The organism is Maribacter halichondriae, assembly GCF_027474825.1.
Taxonomy (GTDB): Bacteria; Bacteroidota; Bacteroidia; order Flavobacteriales; family Flavobacteriaceae; genus Meishania; species Meishania halichondriae.
In genome coordinates, this window is sequence record NZ_CP107030.1 from 4,034,961 (window position 1) to 4,056,225 (window position 21,265).

The window sequence follows — 21,265 nt, forward strand, 5'->3', positions numbered from 1 at the left end:
ATATGGTCTTCTGTTCTTCGGACTGCTCTTTTTTTGGGTAGAGGCCAAGACTTGGCTTACAACGACGTAGGCGAAAGCACATATACAAAGGCTTACCGTCTTGCGTATGACGGTGACTATGAATCTGTCAAGACCCTGCTAGGCCAAGTACTGTCGGACAATCCCAATAGACTGAATGCCCGCTTCTTATTGGCCAGCTCCTATAGTTGGAATGGTCAGTACGCCAGCGCCAGAGCCGAATTCAACAAAATCACATCCAAAGAAAAAAATAACAGTGATGCATGGATTTCAGCCATTAAGAATGAGCTTTATGCAAAGGAAAATGCGACCGCTTTAGGGTTGGCATACAAAGCGCTAATTTACCTAAAGAACGATTCTGAAGTCGAGCGGCTGAAAGAAATCGCCCAAGAACGTGTCTTGGGTACGGCGTATTCCGAATCGGGGTGGTTCAATCAAAAGTCAAATATTTCGATTGCCAAAGGTTCAAAACCTAGTCCCAAGCTGAATAATCCGGTTGAAGAAAAAATAGCTAAAAATGATACATTAGGAGCATCTACAGGTAAGATTATCTCTAAAACACCTGCCGATAAAGAGGTGCTGAAGAACAGGATAGCCGTAAACAATTCTTTTACCGTGTTCGACCAACGTTACGACCCCATGGTATTTTCAAGCATTTCATTTCGGCGCCAAACACAGGCCGGAAGTATCATACCTCGTATCAATTATAGTAATCGTCTAGCGCAGCATGGAGTGCAATATGACCTGGATTTCTATCCGAAATTCTCCAAGCGGTTTTATGCCTATCTTAATTATGGGTATTCGAATGCGGCCATTTATCCCAATCACAAAGTGGGCGGTGATTTATATGTGAATTTGCCCGGTGCCTTTGAGTTTTCCGCTGGTGGCCGATTTATAAACTTCGACACCAAGAATGTTTCGGTAATTACTAATTCATTAGGACATTACCGGGGAAATTATTATTTCTCCCTTCGCTCTTACATCACTCCGTTACCTAATAAGTTGACCCGTGTTTCTGGTAATATTTTGGTAAGAAAGTATTTAAAGGATGCCGAAAACTTTTTCGGTGCCAATATCGGTATGGGTTATTCACCCGAATTGCGGCAATTGACTTCGGGAGATGAACTTTTGGCTGAGACTATTCTTTATGTAGAGTCGCAGCGGCTGAGTTTGGAATATCAGTTTACGGGAAAAAAATTCCGAATATTTATAGGACCAATATGGGGGTTACTAGACAAGAATTGGTGTTTGCCTCTGGTAAGTTCTTTTGGGCAGTATCCGCCGGCCTAACGTATCAGGTTAAATTTTAGGGAGCTAGTTCTTTTTAGAATATTACTTTAGAACATGGTACCCGCTTATTTTGATAATTTCCCCTTCTCTTGATCGAAAACCCATTTGTCGGCATACATACCATAGACGAGCCCAATTTCATTTTCTTGTACGTATTTCTCATCCTTACCAGGGTCGAAATTCACGTTGTACACGTAGACCTTTATTCCTTCGTCACGTAATTGCAGCAATATTTTGGTTTGGTTGGCTATTATGCGTCGTGAAAGCGCTACATGCTTGACATTGTTGATCTTCAAATAATCCACTTTATCGCCTTTTAGTTTCATTAAGGGTTCTTGTGAAATCATGGCATTGATGCCATTTTTTGATGCTTCTTCTACGGCCATGACACTAAAAAGTTCCATAATCAGTCTTTTCTTATCCACAAATGCATTGGCAAAGGCTATGGGGTCATTGATTTTATCCGTGACGAGTGTGGCATCAGGATGTGATCCGAACCAGTCATTGATGCCTTTCAAATCCAAAGTTGTATAGTCACCATAGATCTTACGTTTCATGAATTCCGTATGGTTGGGCGGAAGCGAGCCCTGATAATCTGTAAATCGGGCCCACATCTTCCAGTCATGCGCCGCAACCATTTTGCCATCTGAGGTTTCTATGATATCCAACTCAAATAGGCGGAATCCTTTTTTATAATTCGCATCAAGTGCTTCTTTGGAATTTGTTGATTTAACACCGTTCACTTCCCCTCCGGCATGTGCGATATAACGGTCGATATTGGGCTCGAACTCATATTTGACCCTTGGAAAATATATTTGTGCATCGGAAATACCTTGAGGCATATTTAAGGTTATCGACGCGGAAGTGTCGTCTATCTTTTCAAAAATCAGGCCTTCGAAATTATGCATGATATAAGCCTGCCGATTTTTCAGTGCACTCAACTTAGAAAACCCCATTTTAGCCAATGCTTCGGACTGTTTTGCCAAACTACCGGCAGCAGAATCGTGAGCCAATATTGCAAAAATCGCTTTGTTCTTTTGCATTCGCCAAAGCACATCGACCAATTGTTCGGCCGCCTCTTCACTCGCATAGGTGTCAAAAGTTCGATATTCGAATTTATTCGAGGTATTAAAATGTACTATGGTAAGTCCGCGCGAAATTTGCTCCGTTTGTCCGGCAATCGTAAAGCTACTGCGCTCTTGGGCATTGAAACTATGGCTGGTTAGCTTAACTTCTTCTAAAATTGAAATACAATGTTTTGAAGGGACACCTGTCTTTGCTTCTAGGGTATGTACGATATTTCCATAGATACCTGAATATAGTATGATGATGACCCAAAATCGAATTGAATGTATCGGTAGTTTTTTCATATTGAATCCATAACGTTTGCGGTTAGAAAGATACTTTTGATTTACAAAGCCTTACGGATAAAGAATCAACGAAATTACAAATGTCTTATTGTAAGTAACACTTGATGTTTTCGGAAACATTGAATCTTTGCGATTGAACATCTTCTATGGAATCATCCAACGCCCAGTGCATCAATATCACTAATATCCTAATGAAGAGCTAAGAAGGTCGAATCTATTTCAGCCCAAAAGAACGGTGTAATGAAACCATACCATCGACCTATGGCCAATATTTTCGATGAACTGCATAGGCCCTTAGGCCAATATTGATAGGTTCTCAGCAAGTTTAACATGTTATACAACGAAAACGGGACGATACACCACAATTAATTGTTTTGTGAAGGCGTTATAAATATGTTTACCAAACAAATTGAAACCCAAATCATCGTTAACCCAAAACCCCTGAACCACCATGCTCTATGACACCTACGGAGAGGAATACATAGTTTTCCTCCAAGAACTGAACGAAATTTTAAGCTTAAACGAATTAGTGGAATTGGATTATATGTAATCCTGTGAAACTATTTATTATCAAAAACCCAAATCATGGCAAACAAGAATCCCGACAATGCAGCGTATTTAAACTTCATTGAAGATTTGAACGAAATATTGGTTGATTTCAATATCAACAAGTTGAGTTATTCTTAAATGTGTTTAGTGTGTACAAGCAAAAGCCCCTTGGTCAATTCCAAGGGGCTTTTCATTTTTTAAATGCTTACAACCTACCCAAGATAGGTCTTCAACAATTTACTTCTTGAATTATGGCGTAGTTTTCGAATCGCCTTTTCACGAATTTGGCGTACCCGCTCACGCGTCAGGTCAAATGTTTGACCGATTTCGGCCAAGGTCATTGATTGCTGATCACCAATACCGTAATATAGTTTTACTACATCGGCTTCCCGAGGCGACAACGTCTCCAGGGCACGGTTGATTTCCGTATTCAAAGACTGTTGCATCAGAATGTTATCGGGTCGTGGCGATTCACCTGAGCGTAACACATCGTAGAGGTTGGAATCTTCGCCTTCCCGCAGGGGTGCATCCATGGATACATGTCTACCGGAATTCTTCAAAGACTGTTTTACCTCGTTGACGGTCATTTCCAATTCACTTGCAATTTCTTCGGCAGATGGCGGGCGTTCATGCGCCTGTTCCAAATATGAAAAGGTCTTTTTGATCTTGTTGATAGAACCAATTTTGTTCAAGGGTAGTCGTACGACACGAGATTGCTCGGCCAACGCCTGCAGAATGGACTGTCGAATCCACCATACGGCGTATGAAATGAATTTGAATCCACGGGTCTCATCAAAACGTTTTGCTGCTTTGACGAGTCCTAAGTTGCCCTCGTTTATTAAATCGGGTAATTTTAATCCTTGGTTCTGATATTGCTTGGCAACGGAAACCACGAAACGCAAATTGGCCGTTGTCAATTTTTCCAAGGCGGCTTGATCTCCGGTACGTATACGTTGTGCCAATTCTACTTCTTCACTAGCATTGATCAAATCTATTTTACTGATATCCTGCAAGTATTTGTCCAATGATTTTGATTCGCGATTGGTGACCTGCTTGATAATCTTTAGTTGCCTCATATGTATATAGGGATTTTTGAAGTTCTACAAGAGTTCATAATACATTATTCTAGCGTCTTTTCCAAAGAGATACGAATATTCTTATACATAATTTATGAGAACTTTAGGATATATTCCTGAAAAACACTGTATTTCGAGCACTTGACTTATTTTTGGAACATGAAACGATTTGCATGAGTAAGAGGGCGTTTAAGAAATATCTGTCAGAATTAAAAAAAAGAACTCGAAGAACAGTTCATGGATCTCTATATGAGATTTCCTGTGGTAAAGGAATACTACGATTTTATTTTTAATCCGAAAGAGGATAAATTGGTTCAAGAGGCAAAGGCTAAAATATCAAACGAGTACTTCCCTTTGAAGCGTCGAAGACCTAAAGCACGACGCTCCGTCGCGCAAAAATTTATAAAACATTTTATTAAATTGGGGGTAGAACCGCATTTGATCGCCGATGTCATGTTGTATAACTTAGAAATTGCCCAATCTTTTTCGTACGAACGGAATGTACCCGACTCTTTTTACAAAAGCATGCTGAATTCGTTTACCGAAGCGGTCCACTACATTTCGATCAATGGACTTCTTTTCGATTTCAAGGATAGAATCGTTAAAATTTATACGATAACGCAAGAACGAAATTGGCCATTTGGGGAAGGATTTTCAAGGGCCTTGGATATATTGGATTGATATGGCTATAGTAATCATACGACAAGACGGAAAGATACCGATGTGGCAACAAGCACTAAAATCTAAAGCTAAAGATGTGGCGGTATATAGTTATTTAGAGGAACATTCGAAAGATGAAATTACCATGGCCTTGGTGTGGAAACACCCAAAAGGTGAACTTTCCAAGTATCCCAACTTAAAATGTATCGCGTCGAGTGGGGCAGGGGTCGATTTTATCTTTGAGGATGAGAACCGGCCAAAAAACCTTCCGATTACCCGGGTAGTCGATGTCATGTTGGCCAAAGATATGTCAGAACATGTCATCGCTGCTATTTTTAGCTATTTAAAGAATTTAGGACAGTATCGTATCGATCAAGTGAATAAAAACTGGAAACCAAAAGATTACCATCGAATTTCCGATTTTACTGTAGGTATCCTGGGGCTAGGTGCCTTGGGCAGTGTACTTGCCAATGATTTGGTCCGATTTGGCTTTCATGCCCAAGGTTGGTCCAACTCTAAAAAACGTCTTGAGGGAGTTACTTCTTTTGTAGATGAAGAACAACTTTCCGATTTTTTGTCTACCTCTGAAATACTGGTCTGTCTGCTGCCTCTGACCGATGCCACTTTTGGTATTTTAAATGTGGAGCTTTTCAGAAAACTTCCGCAAGGGGCTTATATAATCAACGTTGCCCGAGGCGGACATGTGGTGGATGCTGACTTGATCGAGTATATCGATAATGGACATCTTTCGGGAGCCTGTCTTGACGTATTTCATCAAGAACCCTTGCCTATTGACCATCCGTTTTGGGAACACGATAAAATTCATATGACGCCCCATTATGCCAGCGTATCGGACACCAACTCCGTAGTACCCCAGATTATCGAAAACTATCATCGTCTACGAGGGGTGAGGCCTTGATCAATGTGGTATCCCAAGATAAAGGATATTGATAAGGTAACAATCTATTTCGTAGTCAGTTACCGATTTTCAAAGGCTAGAATCATATTTAAGAATAGGTTTTCTTCCAAATTTCCATGGATAAATTTCGACCAAGGACAAATTTCTGTTAATTTTGCAAAATTGGCGAGACGTCAAACCATCGCCAAAGCCTAATTAAATAGCATCAGCCTTTTGGAGTTACAAAAAGATACCAAAGATAAAACCTTATACGATTACCAAGAAGAAGACCTGAACGCCATTTTTGAGCATTTAGAGGGCGACGTTGAGGGTGGTAATCTGTTATACCAACTGCCCACGGGTGGTGGTAAGACAGTAGTGTTTTCTGAAATTGCGCGACGCTATATTGAGCATACACAGAAAAAAGTGGTGGTTTTGACCCATCGCATCGAATTGAGTCATCAGACATCGAAAATGTTGACCGGTTTTGGCGTTCAAAATAAAATCATCAACAGCGAGGTAAAAGAACTGTCCGACCAAGATGAATTCATGTGCTTTGTGGCTATGGTCGAAACCCTGAACAATCGACTGCAAGAAGAAAAAGTCGAGATCAACAATATCGGGTTGGTCATCATCGATGAAGCGCATTACAACTCTTTCCGAAAACTTTTTAAATATTTTGACAAGTCCACCATATTGGGGGTTACCGCAACTCCTTTGAGCTCCAATATCAAGCTTCCGATGAAGGACAATTACAAGAAATTGATCGTGGGCGAGTCCATTGGAGCGTTGATTAAAAAGAAGTTCTTGGCCAAAGCGAATGTTTATAACTATGATGTCAGTCTGCAAAGCCTGAAATTGGGCATCAGCGGAGATTATACAGTGAAGTCTTCAGATGAGCTCTACGGTAACCAGAGCATGCTGGGCAAACTGGTAAACGCATACAACGAAATCGCCAAGGGTACCAAAACCTTGATTTTTAATAATGGAATCAATACCTCACGCTACGTTTACGAAACTTTCAAAAAGGCCGGATATAATATCCGTCATCTTGACAACAAGAATACCGCTACCGAAAGGCGGGAGATTCTCGATTGGTTTTCGAACACGCCCGACGCAATTTTGACTTCGGTAAGTATCTTGACCACAGGGTTTGACGAACCCACCGTGGAAAGCATCATATTGAATCGAGCGACCCGTTCGTTGACCCTTTATTTTCAGATGATCGGCCGTGGTTCTAGGGTATTGCCGAACAAGGAGGAATTCAACGTCATCGATATGGGGAACAATGTTGCCCGTTTTGGCATGTGGGACGCACCTATCGATTGGCAAGAAATTTTCCATTTTCCTGATTTCTATTTAGAGAATATCAAGAACGATGAGGATATAGAACGAGAATTCGTTTACGAAATGCCGGATGATCTTCGCTCCCAATTCTCGAAATCGAAAAACATCGAATACGACGTCAAGGAAGAATATAAAAAGATCTTTGCCCAGGGCTTGAAGTCAAAAATAGTCTTGGAAAAAAGTATCGAGCAACATGCCCAGATCTGTGTCGAAAATGCCGAAGATGTTTTTGATGCCCGTCTTCTAGCAAAACAGTTAAAAGAAGAGATATCGTATCGCGTGCGACAATATTCGTATTGCATCATGAACAACACCAAGAACTATAAAGAATGGCTCGAAGAAGATTACGAACGTAAATTACGTTCTGCCATTTCTAGAAAGTTCGCCTCTAAAATGTAATATTGATTCCCCCCTTTGAAGGGGGTAGGGGGATGTTCTTCTAAGATATTGATAAAGCCTAAAATAGGGTAATATATCCTAACGAAGGTCTGTACCTGTACCTGAATTTGAATTCTAACTTGAAAAAGAAACTCCTTATAATTTCTCTTAATTGGCCTGCGCCTAATTATTCCGCAGCGGGGGTCCGCCTATGCCAGCTTATTGAGTTTTTCGACACTGAGGGCTATCTGATTACCTTGGCCTGTACGGCGGAACCATCCGAAATGGATTTTAGTAAAAAAGGAATAGAAACAATCCAAATAAAGGTTAACCACCCCAGTTTCGATGTTTTTGTAAAGAGACTAGATCCCGATATTGTCCTGTTCGACCGGTTTACCTCGGAAGAGCAATTTGGCTGGCGTGTCGCCGAGCAAGTGCCCAATGCCCTGCGGGCTTTAGATACTGAAGATTTACATTCCCTGCGAAAAACAAGGGAGGAAGCCTTAAAACGTAATACCGACTTTACAACGGACTTGTGGCTGGAAAATGATACAACAAAACGTGAGATGGCCAGTATCTATCGTTGCGACCTGTCGTTGATTATTTCAAGTTTTGAAATGAAGTTGCTTACTCAAGTCATTGGAATCGATGAGTCAGTGCTACTGCATTTACCTTTCATGCATTATCCCTTAGAATATAACATTACTTCAAATTGGCCCACTTACGAAGTGCGCCAAGACTTTGTTTTTATAGGTTTTGGGGGTCACACCCCTAATGTGGACGCCATTCAACAATTGAAAACCGAAATATGGCCTTTGATTCGAAAAACACTTCCGAAAGCCAAACTGAACATTTATGGTGGTAACTTCCCCAAAAAATACAGCAATTGCACAATGAAAAAGAAGGTTTTTTGATTCAAGGATGGGCTTCCGATGCCCAAAAAATTATTTCTGAAGCAAAAGTGCTATTGGCTCCCCTACGTTTTGGGGCGGGACTTAAAGGAAAACTAGTGGATGCCATGCTCTCGGGAACACCAAGTATAACAACCTCTATCGGTGCCGAAGGCATACATGGACATCTGGAGTGGAACGGAGAAATTTGCAACGACTACAAAGATTTTGCCCAGGCCGCCATTACATGCTACAAGAACCAAATGGAATGGCATCTAGCACAACAAAACGGGCAAAAAATCATCAATCGATTTTTTGATAAAACGCAGTTGTCCGAAAATTTTAGACAAAAATTAAGAGCAATACAAGAAAGTCTGGCAGCACATCGAGGCAAAAATTTTATTGGTAGCCTATTGCGACATCAGGCCTTGGCAAGTACAAAATATATGGCAAAGTGGATCGAAGAGAAGAATAAGGGTTGATAAAAATGTTTCGTTATCGTTGTTGTATATGGTTTGTTGCGGGTTTTAATTACTAAATTTAGCAAATAAAAACCGAATAGAAAATCCGCAAGGATTTTCGTAAGTATGCTAGAACTAGCAATAAATTATATACGGTGTTAGGCACAGTTTTATTATTGTAACCTCATATATTTTAAGACTCCCTCACCATCTTGGGTAATTGTATATTGTTTAGAGTTATTGTTCCAATGTTCTTTAAGGAATTTTACTAAACCTAGTTGTATGAATCTATCAGTGTGCTTATAATTATCATCAATATATCCATCTTTTTTAGATGTCGTAGCAAAATTGGAAAACTCATCTAATAAATTTTCTTCAAACAATTTATTATAAATTATCTCAACAATGTTCAATGGTTTAGAGTTATCAATAGCAGTGTTTTCTTCGACTTCTCTTTCCAGTTGAGTTCTAGTTATTTCTGTAATTTGTTCTTCCAAATCTTTGATTATTGATTCAAGTTTTGATTTAGAATCTCTTTCTCTGTCTAGCCTCAATTGAAGTGAGTCACGTGTACTTCTTACTTGTTCATGATCTGATTTTAATACTATAGATTTGGAATCAGTTTTTTTATAAACCCAGGGTTTTAATTGTTTCTCTGAAATGTTAATAATTACACGAGAAATATTTAATACAACATAAGTTATTGTTAAAACCAAAAATGTCCAACCTAAATTCCAAAAAACACCTTCAGAAAATGAATTGGTTTCATAATATTTTTTAATAAAAGCAACCTTATTTTCAAGCTTATATGAATTGTCAAAATTAAAAAGTGAATAAACTAATTCCCAATTCCTTAAAATCCAGATCAAAACATAAGTTCCTAAAAATGGGTTTCGTGTTTTCTCTTTGAAATTGTCACTAAATGAAACTATTAAATCTTTAATCATGTCTTTTTTTTCTAATTGTGCCTAACGTTGAGCTAAGAGGAGTTTTAATTCCTTTTAGCGTTCGATAACGAAGTTAGTGGAATTCTTTTTTACTTTCAAGGGTTGGTCCGAGTGAACTTTACAGCTTTTATTCACAGTGTTTTCTTTTCTTAAATTCCGTTACTTTGCATCGTACCAAAAACTACGATTATGCAAAAGCCCGATTGGAAAACCGTCAAAACCTTTGAAGATATTACCTATAAAAAATCGAGCGGGGTAGCCCGTATCGCCTTTAACCGACCTGAGGTACGCAATGCGTTTCGCCCAAAAACGACCAGCGAGCTTTACCAAGCTTTTTATGATGCGCAAGAAGATACATCTATCGGGGTGGTCTTGCTTTCCGCTGAAGGTCCTTCTCCCAAAGATGGAGTCTATTCGTTTTGCAGTGGTGGTGATCAAAAGGCACGTGGACATAAAGGTTATGTAGGTGATGACGGTATGCACCGGTTGAATATTTTGGAAGTACAGCGACAAATTCGATTCATGCCAAAAGTGGTCATTGCGGTGGTGCCAGGTTGGGCCGTAGGAGGGGGGCATAGTTTACATGTCGTCTGCGACATGACCCTTGCCAGTAAGGAACATGCCATATTCAAACAGACCGATGCCGATGTCACCAGTTTTGACGGTGGATATGGATCTGCCTATCTTGCAAAAATGGTGGGACAGAAAAAAGCACGCGAGATTTTCTTTTTAGGAAGGAATTATTCCGCTCAGGAAGCTTACGAAATGGGCATGGTCAATGCCGTGGTACCCCATGCTGAGTTAGAAGACACCGCATATCAATGGGCCCAAGAGGTCTTGCAGAAATCACCGACTTCCATCAAAATGCTAAAATTTGCCATGAACCTGACCGATGACGGCATGGTGGGGCAACAGGTTTTTGCAGGCGAAGCTACACGGTTGGCCTATATGACCGATGAGGCCGAAGAAGGCCGCAATGCTTTTTTGGAAAAACGCAAACCAGACTTCGGCCAGAACAATTGGATTCCTTAAAATGGGTTCAAGACAGGCTCAGTCAAATGGCGGAAATGGAAAATAAATGTTTTATATACTAAAAAGAGCCCGATCACTGAAGACCGAGCTCTTTTACGAGAACACTATATGAAAATGAAAATTTGTAAGTCGCTATTTAAATACAGTGTAAACTTATAGGCTTCCCATCCAAAAATGAAACTATTGTTGTGAGTCAAGCGGATTTTGTTGTGAAGTGCCCTTTTTTTGATATTTGGGAATTGAAAAACACTTAAATAGGTTCGTTTTGGGCTTAGTGCTTCTACCAAAATCAACGGACAGCTGTAACAATTTCCCTAAGAAATTGAGCAGCATCAAAATCGGGATCTTCGGCAAGTCCCGTTCTTACGATGACCAAGTCTTTTGAAGGGATGATAAAAACATACTGCCCCTGATATCCGTTGGCCGAATACAGGTCTTTAGGTACACCTGGATATTTACCCTGGGCATTGAGCCACCAATGGGCACCATAAGTGCCTTCAGAGTGTTCGGTAGGCGTTGTGATATACTCTATCCATTCGGGGGCGAAGAGTTGTTCACCGTTCCAATTGCCTTTGTTCAGGTGCAAAATTCCGAATTTGGCCCAATCACGGGTGCTAGCCCATCCGTAGGAAGACCCTACATAGTTTCCTGCCATGTCGGTTTCGATGAGCATGGAATGCATTCCGATTTTATCTATAAGCGAGGCATAGGGAAAATCAAGGTATTCTTGATGGGTCTTGAATTGCTTTCTAAGTATACCCGATAATAGGTTTGTGGTTCCTGAGGAATAGTTCCAAATCTCGGTTGGCGAGGTCATTGCTTCCCTTTCCTCTTGCGCCATTGACATATCGGCATCCAAGAACAACATACGGGTCACATCTGAAATGGCAGTATAATCTTCTTTCCAAGCCAATCCTGATTGCATGCGTAGCAAATGATTTAGGGTAATGTTTCGGCGTTCATCGCCTTGCCAGGAGTCCAACGGAGCGGAATTTTCCAAATCAATTTTTTGTTGATGCTTCAAAATGCCATATAATGTGGCTAAGATACTTTTGGTCATGCTCCAGCCTAAAATCGGGGTATCTTTTGAGAATCCATCCAAATATCTTTCGCCTACAATTTGGTTTTTGTAGGCAATGAGCACCGTTCGCGTTTTTTGTACTTCCGGATTTGCGAAAGCGTTATCGATAGCCTTTTCCAATTGTTCGTAATCGACCTCCTCAAAAGATACGGTATCATTTTCCGCTAATCCGAAGGGATACCGGGCAAGGCTATCAACCTTATTGCGTTTGGGTTTTAAGGTCGAGTTCAAGTCTCCTTCCTCATTGACCAACACACAGCCCAAACCTTCACGACAAACGGTCTTGCGCTCCATCAATCCGAATACGGATGCCGAGGCTTCTGTGCCATGCATTTCAACATCGGCCAGTTTGATCAAGGGTATATTGTTGTCATTTTCGGTAATGGAGGCCGAGCCGCGATCGGCAATAAAGACGGTGGAGGCCATATTTTTAGAGGCATAGCCCGAAATGATATTCAGTTTGGGGTAATTATAGAAGATTGCGACGGCTACCAATGGTAAACCAATGAGAAGTATTCTTTTAAATCGTTTCAATCGTCCATTATTTTTTAAGGTTGAGAACAAAGTAAACTACTTTACTTTTTCCCACATTTTGTCAGGCCCAAGTATAAAACTGCCCACAAAATCGAAATTACACTCTTCAGGCGAGATCAAGGATAAAAAAACACTCTCATCTTTGGCACGATAAAGGTGATATATTTTACCTGTAATGGGTTCAAAACTATATTTTGCAGCGTAAACTAGATTATTGTATTCAAACTGCTCCATCATCTCTTGGTACTGCCGTTGAATATCATCGTATCTGGATTTGAATTGGTTGTTGGCTGAAACGATATTGGTATTTTTCCAGTTCGTGACATCGGGTGGCGTTATTTTCGGTGCGGCCACTCCACTTGCGTAGGGCAAAAGACTGCCATTGTATTTCTGGGCCTCCTCATCAAAGACGACATAATCGGGTTTTTTTTCTTTTTTCATAGGATGCAAATTTAATCAAATCCACCTGATTATATTGCAAGCTTGTAATGGTATGGTTATCTTCATTCCGGTTAAACTACTATTTTCTTCATGATCGTATCGAGTAAAAAATATGGAATTTCTATCATGCTTTTCCAAGTAATTTTGGTAATAGGGCTGATTTCTTGTGGTCCGTCAAAGGAAGAAAAACAGGTTGAGCTTTATGCATCGCATTGTGCCAGTTGCCATAGGGCACCTGAAATCGAACAACTGCCCAAAGTTCTTTGGCAAAACACGGTACTACCGGAAATGGCCGCTCGAATGGGTATCGCCGAACCAGGTTTTGACCCGTTCGAAGGGCTTACTTTTCCTGAGCAAGAAGCCATTATAAAGGGTGGTGTTTACTCGGTACCTACCCAAATTTCCGCGTCTGATTGGGCTCTTTTGAAGGAATACATTTTAAAAACGGCCCCTGATTCGTTGCCGGTGACAGAATCGGATATTAATTCAGAAAAGCTTGTTCAATTTCAATCTAAACCTATTGCTATAGACAAAGCACAAAGGTCGATGATAACTTATCTTAGCCACGATTCAATTACCGAAAATTTAATTATCGGAGATGCCTCTGGCCGATTATTGAACTACAGTTTACATAATGACACCCTGATATCTAAAGGTAGGTTTGGTAGTGCTTTGGTCGATTATTCGGCTAAAGATGGAATCGAATTTATTACTACGGTGGGCTTTATCGACCCATCTGCAATTTCTACGGGAAAGATAATTTTCCGAGATTCCGTGGGTATCAAAGTATTTCCTGAAAATCTGCATAGACCAGTACATACCTTGGTCAACGACCTTAATGATGATGGCACGGATGAACTGGTAGTCAGTGAATACGGTGACTTGGTAGGAAGTCTTTCAATGCTAATAAAAAATAAGGACGGTAGCTATGAAAAGAAAGTGCTACTGAACCAACCGGGAGTCATTCGCGTCATTGCGGATGATTTGGACAAGAATGGAAAAAAAGACCTGATTGTACTTACCGCGCAAGGCGATGAGACGATTACGGTTCTATATCAAGAGAGCGATTTAGTCTTTAGTCCCATAAAAGTACTTCGGTTCAGTCCGGTTTTTGGTACTAGTTGGTTTGAACTTGTCGATTTTGATGGCGATGGCGACAAAGATATCGTGACGGTGCATGGTGACAATGCCGATGACACCTATGTTCAGAAACCCTATCATGGCATGCGTATTCATATCAACAACGGAGAAAATTCTTTTGAAGAACATTATTTTTTTCCTCTTAATGGCGCTACCAGATTAATTGCAAAGGATTTCGACAATGATAAAGATGTCGACTTTGCCTTGTTATCGACCTTTCCTGATTACGAGAAGAACCCAGAATCTTCATTTGTATATTTAGAGAATAGGGACAGTGAGAACTTTGATTTCAAACCTTTCACCTTTGAGGATTCGCGTTTGGGAAAATGGTTCGTCATGGATTCCGGCGATATCGACGGTGATGGTGATGAAGATATTGTTTTGGGAGCCTTTTCAAAAGTATTTGCACCAACACCATCAGCGTTGATCGATCTATGGCAGACCAATAATGTGGATATTATGTTGTTGGAAAATAAACTTAAATCCCATTAAAATTGAAATGGTCGTTCAATATTATGGTTTTTGTGCTCTTTCTTTTTTCTGTAAGGATAAGAGTGCAAACTTAGAATGGAAACCCCTGAAAGTGACCGTTTCGGCCTATAATTCAACTCTTGCGCAGACTCAGGGCGACCCAAATGTCGCTGCTTGGGGCGATACGCTGAAACCGGGAATGAAAGTCATCGCCGTATCACGGGATTTACTTCAAAAAGGCCTCAAGCGAAATACAAAAGTTAAAATTGAAGGTATGGAAGGAATTTATGAAGTAAAGGATAAGATGCACCGTAGATGGACCAACCGTATCGATCTTTATATGGGCAAAGACATTCAGAAAGCTAAAGAATGGGGCCGAAAAAAGCTGACCATTCATTTCGCGGTTGAGAAGGACAGTATCAAGAATGATCAAGAACAAGATTTAGTCAAATGAAGAACCTTGGTTTTATTTGGATGTTGTTTTGGGTTACGGGCTGCGCTACGTCAAACAAAATTGTAGAAAGACCTATAGTCTTCGATGCACAGCGAGAGGCACTTTCGTTAGCGTATCTATCCGACAGGTATGGCCTTGAAAAAGAAACGCCGACCATCGTACCTAAGATGATCGTTTTGCATTGGACGGTCATTCCAACATTTGAAGAGTCTTTTGAGTTTTTTAAAAACGCTACACTGTCCAACTCAAGAGGTGACATTAGTGGGGCAGGGGCTTTGAACGTATCATCCCAATTTATGGTCGATAGAGACGGTACAATCTATCAATTACTCCCTGAAACGACTATGGCACGGCATGTCATTGGACTTAATCATTGCGCCATCGGAGTTGAAAATGTCGGGGGAACGGAAGATTTGCCCTTGACAGAAGCCCAATTGAGAGCGAACATCTGGTTGGTCAACTATCTGGCTGAAAAGTACGATATCGAATATGTAATAGGGCATCATGAATACACGAATTTTGAAGGTCACCCGCTATGGCTTGAAAAAGATGAGGGGTATCGTACCGAAAAGACCGATCCTGGCCCTGAGTTTATGAAAAAAGTACGCGAAGCGACCAAAAACCTTAAATTTAAACCCATACCACAAAAGAAAACTTCTGATGCAAATTAAGAGATACTGTTTTTTTTCATTCCTATTATTAGGGTTGTTCCTTCAGGCCCAAGACTCCGACATTACCAATTCGCTGTACGATACCTATGATAAATACCGAGAAGAAGTTTTGGACAAACGAAGAATCAAACACCATGAAATTCAACCCTTGATTTCAGAATACAAGGAAAACCCTAAGTTCAAAGTTAAGGTGGTCGGCCGTTCCATCGAAGGAAGAAGCTTGTCATTGATCAGTATCGGTTCAGGCCCTACGGATGTTTTTCTGTGGTCTCAGATGCATGGCGATGAACCCACTGCCACCCAAGCAATATTCGATATTTTAAATTTCTTTGATAGTGCGGATTTTACAACAGAAAAAGAGGCGATGCTTACCAATCTTACGGTGCATTTTTTACCGATGTTGAATCCTGATGGGGCGGAACGCTATCAGCGTAGAAATCTTTTGGGAATCGATATCAATCGTGATGCCCTTCGATTGCAATCTCCCGAAGGAAAAACTTTGAAAAGAGTGCGTGATAGCCTAGATGCCGATTTCGGATTCAATCTACATGACCAAAGCACCTATTATAATGCCGAACGAACAGAAAAACCCGCGACGATTTCGTATTTGGCTCCGGCCTATAATTATGAAAAAGAAATTAATGCCGGTAGGGGCGATGCCATGAAGGTCATTGTTTTCATGAACAACATCATCCAGAAATATGCGCCTGGGCAGGTAGGCCGATACAATGATGATTTCGAGCCTCGGGCCTTTGGGGATAACATTCAAAAATGGGGTACGCGCACCATTCTTATCGAATCGGGTGGATATGCCAACGATACTGAAAAACAAGAAATAAGAAAACTGAATTACGTATCTATTCTTTCCGCCATTTATACTATTGCAAACAAGAATTACGAGGATATTGCTTTGGGGGATTATGAAATAATTCCTGAAAACGATAGAAAATTATTTGATTTAAAAATTGAAAATGCCACTTACGGATTATTGGGAAACGAGTATACCATTGATGTTGGAATACACCGTTTGGAAGTAGATAAAGAGGGGAACAACGACTTTTGGTACAGTAGCCGTATTATTGACCAAGGGGATCTTTCGACCTACTATGGTTATGAGACTTTTGACGCATCGGGATATACTATAAATCCCGGAAAAGCTAGTCCCCTCATCCTGTCAGGACCAGCAGAATTGAATCAACCTGATGTACTGAAGATGCTAAAATCAGGATTTACCTATGCCCGTTCTAAAAATATTCCATCCGATTGGGATTCGTTTGTTTTACCAATACATGTAACGAGTGAAACGTACGAAATTCCAGAATTACAATTGGAAGTAGGTATAAACGCCACCTTTTTACTTGAAAAAGATGGGGTCATTGAATATGCCGTTATTAATGGATTTCTCATCGATTTGAAATCGGGTAAAGGCGATTTCAAAAACGCGATGATTTACCGATAGATTTTCTAAAAATTGAAACAGGCACTTACGTAATCCATGTTACCGAACATGAAGACCAATAGTGATACTACAGTTATCAAGATGCCCGAGAATAGTGATACTACGGAATATCTGTAGTAGTTTGACATCAGACTTAAAGCGCTGTTTTCAATAATGTTGTTGATTGTTTTCATAATTTCCATAGTTTTAAATTACAAGGCTAAATTACTATGGAAAACCGTGGAAAACACCGCTGTGAAAAGTGAAATTATACTCCCGGAAAACAGGGGTACGTATGGTTCAAGGTTTAAAGTTCAACGTTGGTGGTTTCGTGACGTAGGACTTTGAACCATATTTTACCAAACAAAAAAAGCATCCAAGAAATTAGATGCTTTTCAACTGATTTTATATGAAATGAGCCATAACATTTCTGGATACCAACCGAGCTGTTCAATGGCGAATTGCATCCGACCTTTAAAAAACAATAAAATTTGAACAGATGAAATCAGATTTTAGGAGAACTAATATCCGAATCTAATTATCATATCCGGGCCGTTAAATAACAACAAAGTATACATTGTCACTATCAACGAAACGATAATTGAAAAAAGTAGAATACTTATCGCTTGGTACCATCTAGGCATTCCGTGAAGCGAACTGTTGCGAATAATAGTAGTAATTACATCCATAATTTTCTTTTTTTAGCCCTATGCGCAGATAGGTCAAATTAAACAACTTCATAGTCTTTAGGATGTAGGTCTTCAAAATCATATTTGGGTTCGGTACCAAGAAAACAATTATTCTGGTAAAACCCCTAATGGGAAAGGTAGTTTATTTTATGTTTTCGCTAAAACGCATAAAAAAAGGAAGAACTACATGGTTCTTCCTTTTCATATTGATTTATCAATAGGTTGCGCCTATAGGCTTTCGGCATCCAATAAAGCAAAGAATTTATCCAAATTCGGAATGATAACGATTTTGGTACGTCTGTTCTTGCCCATATTCTCTTTGGAATCGTTTTCGACCAAAGGTAAATAGCTGCTTCTGCCCGCTGCAATCATTTTAGCCGGGTCTACATTGTAATCTTTCTGCAGTTTTCTAACGATGGAAGTGGCACGTTTTACGCTCAAATCCCAGTTGTCTTCTACAACGGCGGTATTAATGGTTCTAGAATCGGTATGGCCCTCGACCATAACCTCCATACTGGGTTCTGAATTAATAACCTCGGCCAATTTGGTCAAAATATTATCTGCTTTTTTACTCACCCTATAACTCCCGCTATTGAACAATAGTTTATCCGAAATATTGATCATAACCACAGTCTTGTCGATATCCACATTAACATCATCCTCTTCGTCAGAAATCGATTTTTTGAGATTATAGGAAATTGCCAGATTCATAGAATCTTGTAGCGTTTTTGCTTCGGACAGTTTAGCAGGATCTACTTTGGCCAATGTGGCTCTCATTTTTGCCTTGGTGTTGTTGCTCATGACGGTTACATCGTCAACAGAGGAATATTGCGTGTCATTAACCTCTTTCAACGAGTTAATTTTTTCGTTGTATTCGGTTACCCGAGCTTCTATTTTGGTCATCTTGGCTTCCAACTCTTCTTTTTCAACTTGTGTCTTGGTCAAGGCGCTTTGTGTCTCTGAAAGATTATTTTCCAAGGCCATGTATTTCTTTTTTGAAACGCATGAAGCCAATAGTAAAATTGAAAGGGTACTTGCAAAAATTGATTTTCTCATTGTAGTGTTTTTAATAAGGTTTCTTCAGGGGTAGATACGGAATAACCCTAAAGCATGGACGTTAAAAAGACTATAACTAAGTGCATTCTACACCAATAAATTATAAAAACAGCTGATTTTGAGTGTGTAAGCGTTACTATAAGGGACAAAAAAAGTGCCCCATGATGAGGCACTTTAATCAAATTTCTAAGTTTTGCTATTATTCACATCCTCCCGTAAACCCGGTTGCGTTGAATTTTGTCTGAACGGCACCTTGACGATTACCGGCCATAACTTGAATGGCCAGGTTATTCTCGCCACTGCCATCCCGCTTTGGACTGCAGTATTCGAAAAGGTAAAAACTATTCGCCTGTTCCGATATTCTGAATGAGATATCGTTGAACGTATTTTCAAGTTCTTCCTTGTTTCCGGCAAATACACTGAAAGTCTTTCCGATGTCGGTTAGCACTTGGGTATCGATTTCGCCACCAAGTCCGATGGTAAAGAACGAAATGTTCGCATCGGCATTATCGACTTTCTGTTGAGCCTGTTCTTTTGTAAATCGGGACGCTTGATCCGTACCATCGGTAAAAATAACTACGGAAGCCGCTCCGATTTTTCCGCCTTGGGTACTGGCCGCCAAAAGTTCACTTGCAATATCGGTCGATCGCATAACGGCTCCATAAAGGTCTGTTGAAGGATCATTGCTTATATCTTCGGTAATACCTTCTATGGCCGCAGTCAATTCTTGTTTCGATGACGTTAAAGGGTTCAACAGATGAAGTTCGTTCTCCCCGTCAAACCAGTAAATGGCCATTTTGAAAGATTCTTGTGTGCCGTCGGGTACAACATTGTCTATAAAGCTTATGCTGGCCGATTTAAGTTCAGTAAGACTGCTGCTCAAAACACTATTGCTCAAATCGAGTACTAAAAGGGCATTGTTGCTAAAAATCTGCGAGTTGGAAGAAATGCGCGCTTGCGACTCCGAAGTTGAAATCGTATTAAAGCATTCGTCGTTTCTACCTTGCTCATAAATGGTAAATTGATCAGCTGTCAAACCTGGCACGGGATCCCCTTCGGTATCTGAAACTTTAAAGAATATTGACACTTTTCCGGGCAGTGTAACATATTGTTCTTGAATGGACAGTACTAAATCGCTTTCATCTAGGCCAAGACAATCATCGACCGGTTTTCCTTTTCCGAGGCCTTCCCCGAAATTCGGACTGAAATTAACATCATCATCAGCATTTCCACAAGAAATGAATAAGGCAATCGAGAAGAAAAGCGCTATGTATTTGGTGTATGGCTTCATTTTCATAATTTTTTGGGTTCAACCAACAGAACGGACAAAATCCATTTTAATTATAGGCCGAGATAAAATTTATTGTTAAAGATTGTTAAAGGAAAGTTTAATATTTAGTAGCTTTCACCAACCAAATACCAAACATCAAATGTATTTTAGAAATTCTTTCAAATCGCTTGCTATCATAGTATTTCTTGTTCTTGGATGCACTACAAAAAAATCCGATATTCCCGAACGTTTGGGATATTCCAAAGATGCCAAGCTATTGATTATCCATGCCGATGATCTTGGGGTTACCCATTCTGAAAATATGGCCAGTATAAAAGGGATGGAAGACACTCCAGTGAATTCCGCCAGTATTATGGTGCCCTGCCCGTGGTTTAATGAAATCGCGGAGTATGCCCGTGAAAATCCCAAAATGGATTTCGGGCTGCACCTTACCCTCAATAGCGAATGGAAATATTACAAATGGGGTCCGGTGACTTCTATCGATTCTGTTCCCACTCTGGTAAATGAAAAAGGACATTTGTATCCTACGCGGGAGGAACTCAATGCCAATGCCAGCCCCGAAGAAGTAGAACTAGAACTTAGAAACCAAGTGAAAAAAGCGCTCAAATCGGGTATTGACGTTACGCATTTAGATGCGCACATGAGTGCTGCGGTGAGTTCCCCTGAATTCGCTGCGGCCTATATAAAAGTTGGAAAAGAATTTGATGTTCCTGTTTTTCTGGCACCGGATAATGAAGTCGTCAAGTCTTCAGAGGTACAATCCCTTTTGATGACCAAACGGTTGTCTTTGATGAAATGTATATTGAAGGACCTGAAGAATATGCCAATGGGGCAGCGAAATATTATTCGGATGTCCTCAAGAATTTAAAGCCTGGCCTCACTTGCTTGCTCATCCATTTGGCGTATGACGATGAAGAAATGCGTTCCGTAACGGTAGACATGCCCGATTATGGTTCTGCATGGCGACAAGCCGATTTTGATTTTTTCAGTAGTCCCGAATGTGAGCAACTTTTAAAGGAACATAATATTACTCTGATTACTTGGCGTGAACTTCGTGATAAGATTACCCGAGCCAAATAATAT

General features: G+C 40.3%; 21 protein-coding genes. 13 read left to right on the forward strand and 8 right to left on the reverse strand.

Annotated features, from left to right (window positions below):
• The first annotated feature begins 33 nt into the window (after positions 1 to 33).
• The gene (locus N8A86_RS18880; protein ID WP_273566786.1) at positions 34 to 1,308 is read left to right on the forward strand and encodes a YaiO family outer membrane beta-barrel protein; all 1,275 of its coding nucleotides are present in this window, start codon (positions 34 to 36) and stop codon (positions 1,306 to 1,308) included.
• A 65-nt stretch (positions 1,309 to 1,373) separates the two neighbouring features.
• Here the strand turns inward: N8A86_RS18880 and N8A86_RS18885 are convergent, their stop codons facing one another.
• Together N8A86_RS18885 and N8A86_RS18890 are read right to left on the reverse strand one after the other, a co-directional pair.
• Complete coding sequence (locus tag N8A86_RS18885) at positions 1,374 to 2,678, reverse strand: interleukin-like EMT inducer domain-containing protein (protein WP_273566787.1); 1,305 nt, start codon at positions 2,676 to 2,678, stop codon at positions 1,374 to 1,376.
• A 761-nt stretch (positions 2,679 to 3,439) separates the two neighbouring features.
• Positions 3,440 to 4,303, reverse strand: a complete 864-nt coding sequence (locus N8A86_RS18890; protein ID WP_273566788.1) for a sigma-70 family RNA polymerase sigma factor — start codon at positions 4,301 to 4,303, stop codon at positions 3,440 to 3,442.
• Between the two features lie 237 nt (positions 4,304 to 4,540).
• Here N8A86_RS18890 and N8A86_RS18895 point away from each other — a divergent pair, with 237 nt between their 5' ends.
• The 5 genes from N8A86_RS18895 to N8A86_RS21795 all read left to right on the forward strand — a co-directional run bounded on the left by N8A86_RS18895 (position 4,541) and on the right by N8A86_RS21795 (position 8,958).
• A complete protein-coding gene (locus N8A86_RS18895) occupies positions 4,541 to 4,984 on the forward strand; it encodes a DUF6155 family protein (RefSeq protein ID WP_430682170.1) in 444 nt (147 codons plus the stop codon).
• Position 4,985: 1 nt separating this feature from the next.
• Entirely contained in the window at positions 4,986 to 5,882 is an 897-nt protein-coding gene (locus tag N8A86_RS18900; protein WP_273566789.1) for a 2-hydroxyacid dehydrogenase, read from the forward strand.
• Positions 5,883 to 6,095: 213 nt separating this feature from the next.
• A complete protein-coding gene (locus N8A86_RS18905) occupies positions 6,096 to 7,607 on the forward strand; it encodes a DEAD/DEAH box helicase (RefSeq protein ID WP_273566790.1) in 1,512 nt (503 codons plus the stop codon).
• A gap of 119 nt (positions 7,608 to 7,726) precedes the next feature.
• Positions 7,727 to 8,500 carry a hypothetical protein gene (locus N8A86_RS21790; RefSeq protein WP_337251667.1) on the forward strand — a complete coding sequence of 258 codons (774 nt, stop codon included), beginning with the start codon at positions 7,727 to 7,729 and terminating at the stop codon, positions 8,498 to 8,500.
• Entirely contained in the window at positions 8,473 to 8,958 is a 486-nt protein-coding gene (locus N8A86_RS21795; RefSeq protein ID WP_337251668.1) for a glycosyltransferase family 4 protein, read from the forward strand. Before N8A86_RS21790 ends, N8A86_RS21795 begins: the two co-directional genes overlap by 28 nt.
• A gap of 152 nt (positions 8,959 to 9,110) precedes the next feature.
• On the opposite strand, the gene N8A86_RS18915 is transcribed toward N8A86_RS21795, so the two are convergent.
• The gene (locus tag N8A86_RS18915; RefSeq protein WP_273566791.1) at positions 9,111 to 9,884 is read right to left on the reverse strand and encodes a hypothetical protein; all 774 of its coding nucleotides are present in this window, start codon (positions 9,882 to 9,884) and stop codon (positions 9,111 to 9,113) included.
• Between the two features lie 189 nt (positions 9,885 to 10,073).
• On the opposite strand from N8A86_RS18915, the gene N8A86_RS18920 reads away from it, so the two are divergent.
• Positions 10,074 to 10,916 (forward strand): 1,4-dihydroxy-2-naphthoyl-CoA synthase, encoded by an 843-nt coding sequence (locus tag N8A86_RS18920; protein WP_273566792.1) that lies wholly within the window; start codon positions 10,074 to 10,076, stop codon positions 10,914 to 10,916.
• 289 nt (positions 10,917 to 11,205) lie between these two features.
• On the opposite strand, the gene N8A86_RS18925 is transcribed toward N8A86_RS18920, so the two are convergent.
• Together N8A86_RS18925 and N8A86_RS18930 are read right to left on the reverse strand one after the other, a co-directional pair.
• On the reverse strand, positions 11,206 to 12,531 hold the full coding sequence (locus N8A86_RS18925; protein ID WP_273566793.1) for a serine hydrolase domain-containing protein: 1,326 nt from the start codon (positions 12,529 to 12,531) through the stop codon (positions 11,206 to 11,208).
• 36 nt (positions 12,532 to 12,567) lie between these two features.
• Entirely contained in the window at positions 12,568 to 12,972 is a 405-nt protein-coding gene (locus N8A86_RS18930; RefSeq protein ID WP_273566794.1) for a DUF2452 domain-containing protein, read from the reverse strand.
• A gap of 126 nt (positions 12,973 to 13,098) precedes the next feature.
• Between N8A86_RS18930 and N8A86_RS18935 the strand changes: the two genes are divergently transcribed.
• The 4 genes from N8A86_RS18935 to N8A86_RS18950 are packed head-to-tail and all read left to right on the forward strand — an operon-like array spanning position 13,099 to position 17,167.
• Positions 13,099 to 14,604, forward strand: a complete 1,506-nt coding sequence (locus tag N8A86_RS18935; protein ID WP_273566795.1) for an FG-GAP repeat domain-containing protein — start codon at positions 13,099 to 13,101, stop codon at positions 14,602 to 14,604.
• A gap of 7 nt (positions 14,605 to 14,611) precedes the next feature.
• Complete coding sequence (locus N8A86_RS18940; RefSeq protein ID WP_273566796.1) at positions 14,612 to 15,037, forward strand: 3D domain-containing protein; 426 nt, start codon at positions 14,612 to 14,614, stop codon at positions 15,035 to 15,037.
• A complete protein-coding gene (locus N8A86_RS18945; RefSeq protein WP_273566797.1) occupies positions 15,034 to 15,708 on the forward strand; it encodes an N-acetylmuramoyl-L-alanine amidase in 675 nt (224 codons plus the stop codon). The genes N8A86_RS18940 and N8A86_RS18945 overlap by 4 nt, the downstream gene beginning before the upstream one ends.
• Positions 15,698 to 17,167, forward strand: coding sequence for a M14 family metallopeptidase (locus N8A86_RS18950; RefSeq protein ID WP_273566798.1), 1,470 nt, complete (start codon positions 15,698 to 15,700; stop codon positions 17,165 to 17,167). The genes N8A86_RS18945 and N8A86_RS18950 overlap by 11 nt, the downstream gene beginning before the upstream one ends.
• 5 nt (positions 17,168 to 17,172) lie before the next feature.
• On the opposite strand, the gene N8A86_RS18955 is transcribed toward N8A86_RS18950, so the two are convergent.
• The 3 genes from N8A86_RS18955 to N8A86_RS18965 form a co-directional block, all read right to left on the reverse strand.
• Positions 17,173 to 17,340: a hypothetical protein gene (locus N8A86_RS18955; RefSeq protein WP_273566799.1), complete on the reverse strand. Its 168-nt coding sequence runs from the start codon at positions 17,338 to 17,340 to the stop codon at positions 17,173 to 17,175.
• Between the two features lie 723 nt (positions 17,341 to 18,063).
• Positions 18,064 to 18,891 (reverse strand): OmpA/MotB family protein, encoded by an 828-nt coding sequence (locus N8A86_RS18960; RefSeq protein WP_273566800.1) that lies wholly within the window; start codon positions 18,889 to 18,891, stop codon positions 18,064 to 18,066.
• Between the two features lie 199 nt (positions 18,892 to 19,090).
• Positions 19,091 to 20,182, reverse strand: coding sequence for a vWA domain-containing protein (locus tag N8A86_RS18965; protein ID WP_273566801.1), 1,092 nt, complete (start codon positions 20,180 to 20,182; stop codon positions 19,091 to 19,093).
• 139 nt (positions 20,183 to 20,321) lie between these two features.
• On the opposite strand from N8A86_RS18965, the gene N8A86_RS18970 reads away from it, so the two are divergent.
• On the forward strand, positions 20,322 to 21,050 hold the full coding sequence (locus N8A86_RS18970; protein ID WP_273566802.1) for a polysaccharide deacetylase family protein: 729 nt from the start codon (positions 20,322 to 20,324) through the stop codon (positions 21,048 to 21,050).
• Positions 20,978 to 21,262 carry a ChbG/HpnK family deacetylase gene (locus tag N8A86_RS18975; RefSeq protein ID WP_337251669.1) on the forward strand — a complete coding sequence of 95 codons (285 nt, stop codon included), beginning with the start codon at positions 20,978 to 20,980 and terminating at the stop codon, positions 21,260 to 21,262. The genes N8A86_RS18970 and N8A86_RS18975 overlap by 73 nt, the downstream gene beginning before the upstream one ends.
• Positions 21,263 to 21,265 lie beyond the last annotated feature (3 nt).

Bases quoted from the DNA above. Each gene is read 5' to 3' on its own strand.
- N8A86_RS18955 (WP_273566799.1), bottom strand. From the start codon at position 17,340: ATGAAAACAATCAACAACATTATTGAAAACAGCGCTTTAAGTCTGATG.
- N8A86_RS18945 (WP_273566797.1), top strand. From the start codon at position 15,034: ATGAAGAACCTTGGTTTTATTTGGATGTTGTTTTGGGTTACGGGCTGC.
- N8A86_RS18890 (WP_273566788.1), bottom strand. From the start codon at position 4,303: ATGAGGCAACTAAAGATTATCAAGCAGGTCACCAATCGCGAATCAAAA.
- N8A86_RS18965 (WP_273566801.1), bottom strand. From the start codon at position 20,182: ATGAAGCCATACACCAAATACATAGCGCTTTTCTTCTCGATTGCCTTA.
- N8A86_RS18940 (WP_273566796.1), top strand. From the start codon at position 14,612: ATGGTCGTTCAATATTATGGTTTTTGTGCTCTTTCTTTTTTCTGTAAG.
- N8A86_RS18895 (WP_430682170.1), top strand. From the start codon at position 4,541: ATGGATCTCTATATGAGATTTCCTGTGGTAAAGGAATACTACGATTTT.
- N8A86_RS18935 (WP_273566795.1), top strand. From the start codon at position 13,099: ATGCTTTTCCAAGTAATTTTGGTAATAGGGCTGATTTCTTGTGGTCCG.
- N8A86_RS18920 (WP_273566792.1), top strand. From the start codon at position 10,074: ATGCAAAAGCCCGATTGGAAAACCGTCAAAACCTTTGAAGATATTACC.
- N8A86_RS18900 (WP_273566789.1), top strand. From the start codon at position 4,986: ATGGCTATAGTAATCATACGACAAGACGGAAAGATACCGATGTGGCAA.
- N8A86_RS18950 (WP_273566798.1), top strand. From the start codon at position 15,698: ATGCAAATTAAGAGATACTGTTTTTTTTCATTCCTATTATTAGGGTTG.
- N8A86_RS18915 (WP_273566791.1), bottom strand. From the start codon at position 9,884: ATGATTAAAGATTTAATAGTTTCATTTAGTGACAATTTCAAAGAGAAA.
- N8A86_RS18975 (WP_337251669.1), top strand. From the start codon at position 20,978: ATGTATATTGAAGGACCTGAAGAATATGCCAATGGGGCAGCGAAATAT.
- N8A86_RS18930 (WP_273566794.1), bottom strand. From the start codon at position 12,972: ATGAAAAAAGAAAAAAAACCCGATTATGTCGTCTTTGATGAGGAGGCC.
- N8A86_RS18970 (WP_273566802.1), top strand. From the start codon at position 20,322: ATGTATTTTAGAAATTCTTTCAAATCGCTTGCTATCATAGTATTTCTT.
- N8A86_RS18885 (WP_273566787.1), bottom strand. From the start codon at position 2,678: ATGAAAAAACTACCGATACATTCAATTCGATTTTGGGTCATCATCATA.
- N8A86_RS18960 (WP_273566800.1), bottom strand. From the start codon at position 18,891: ATGAGAAAATCAATTTTTGCAAGTACCCTTTCAATTTTACTATTGGCT.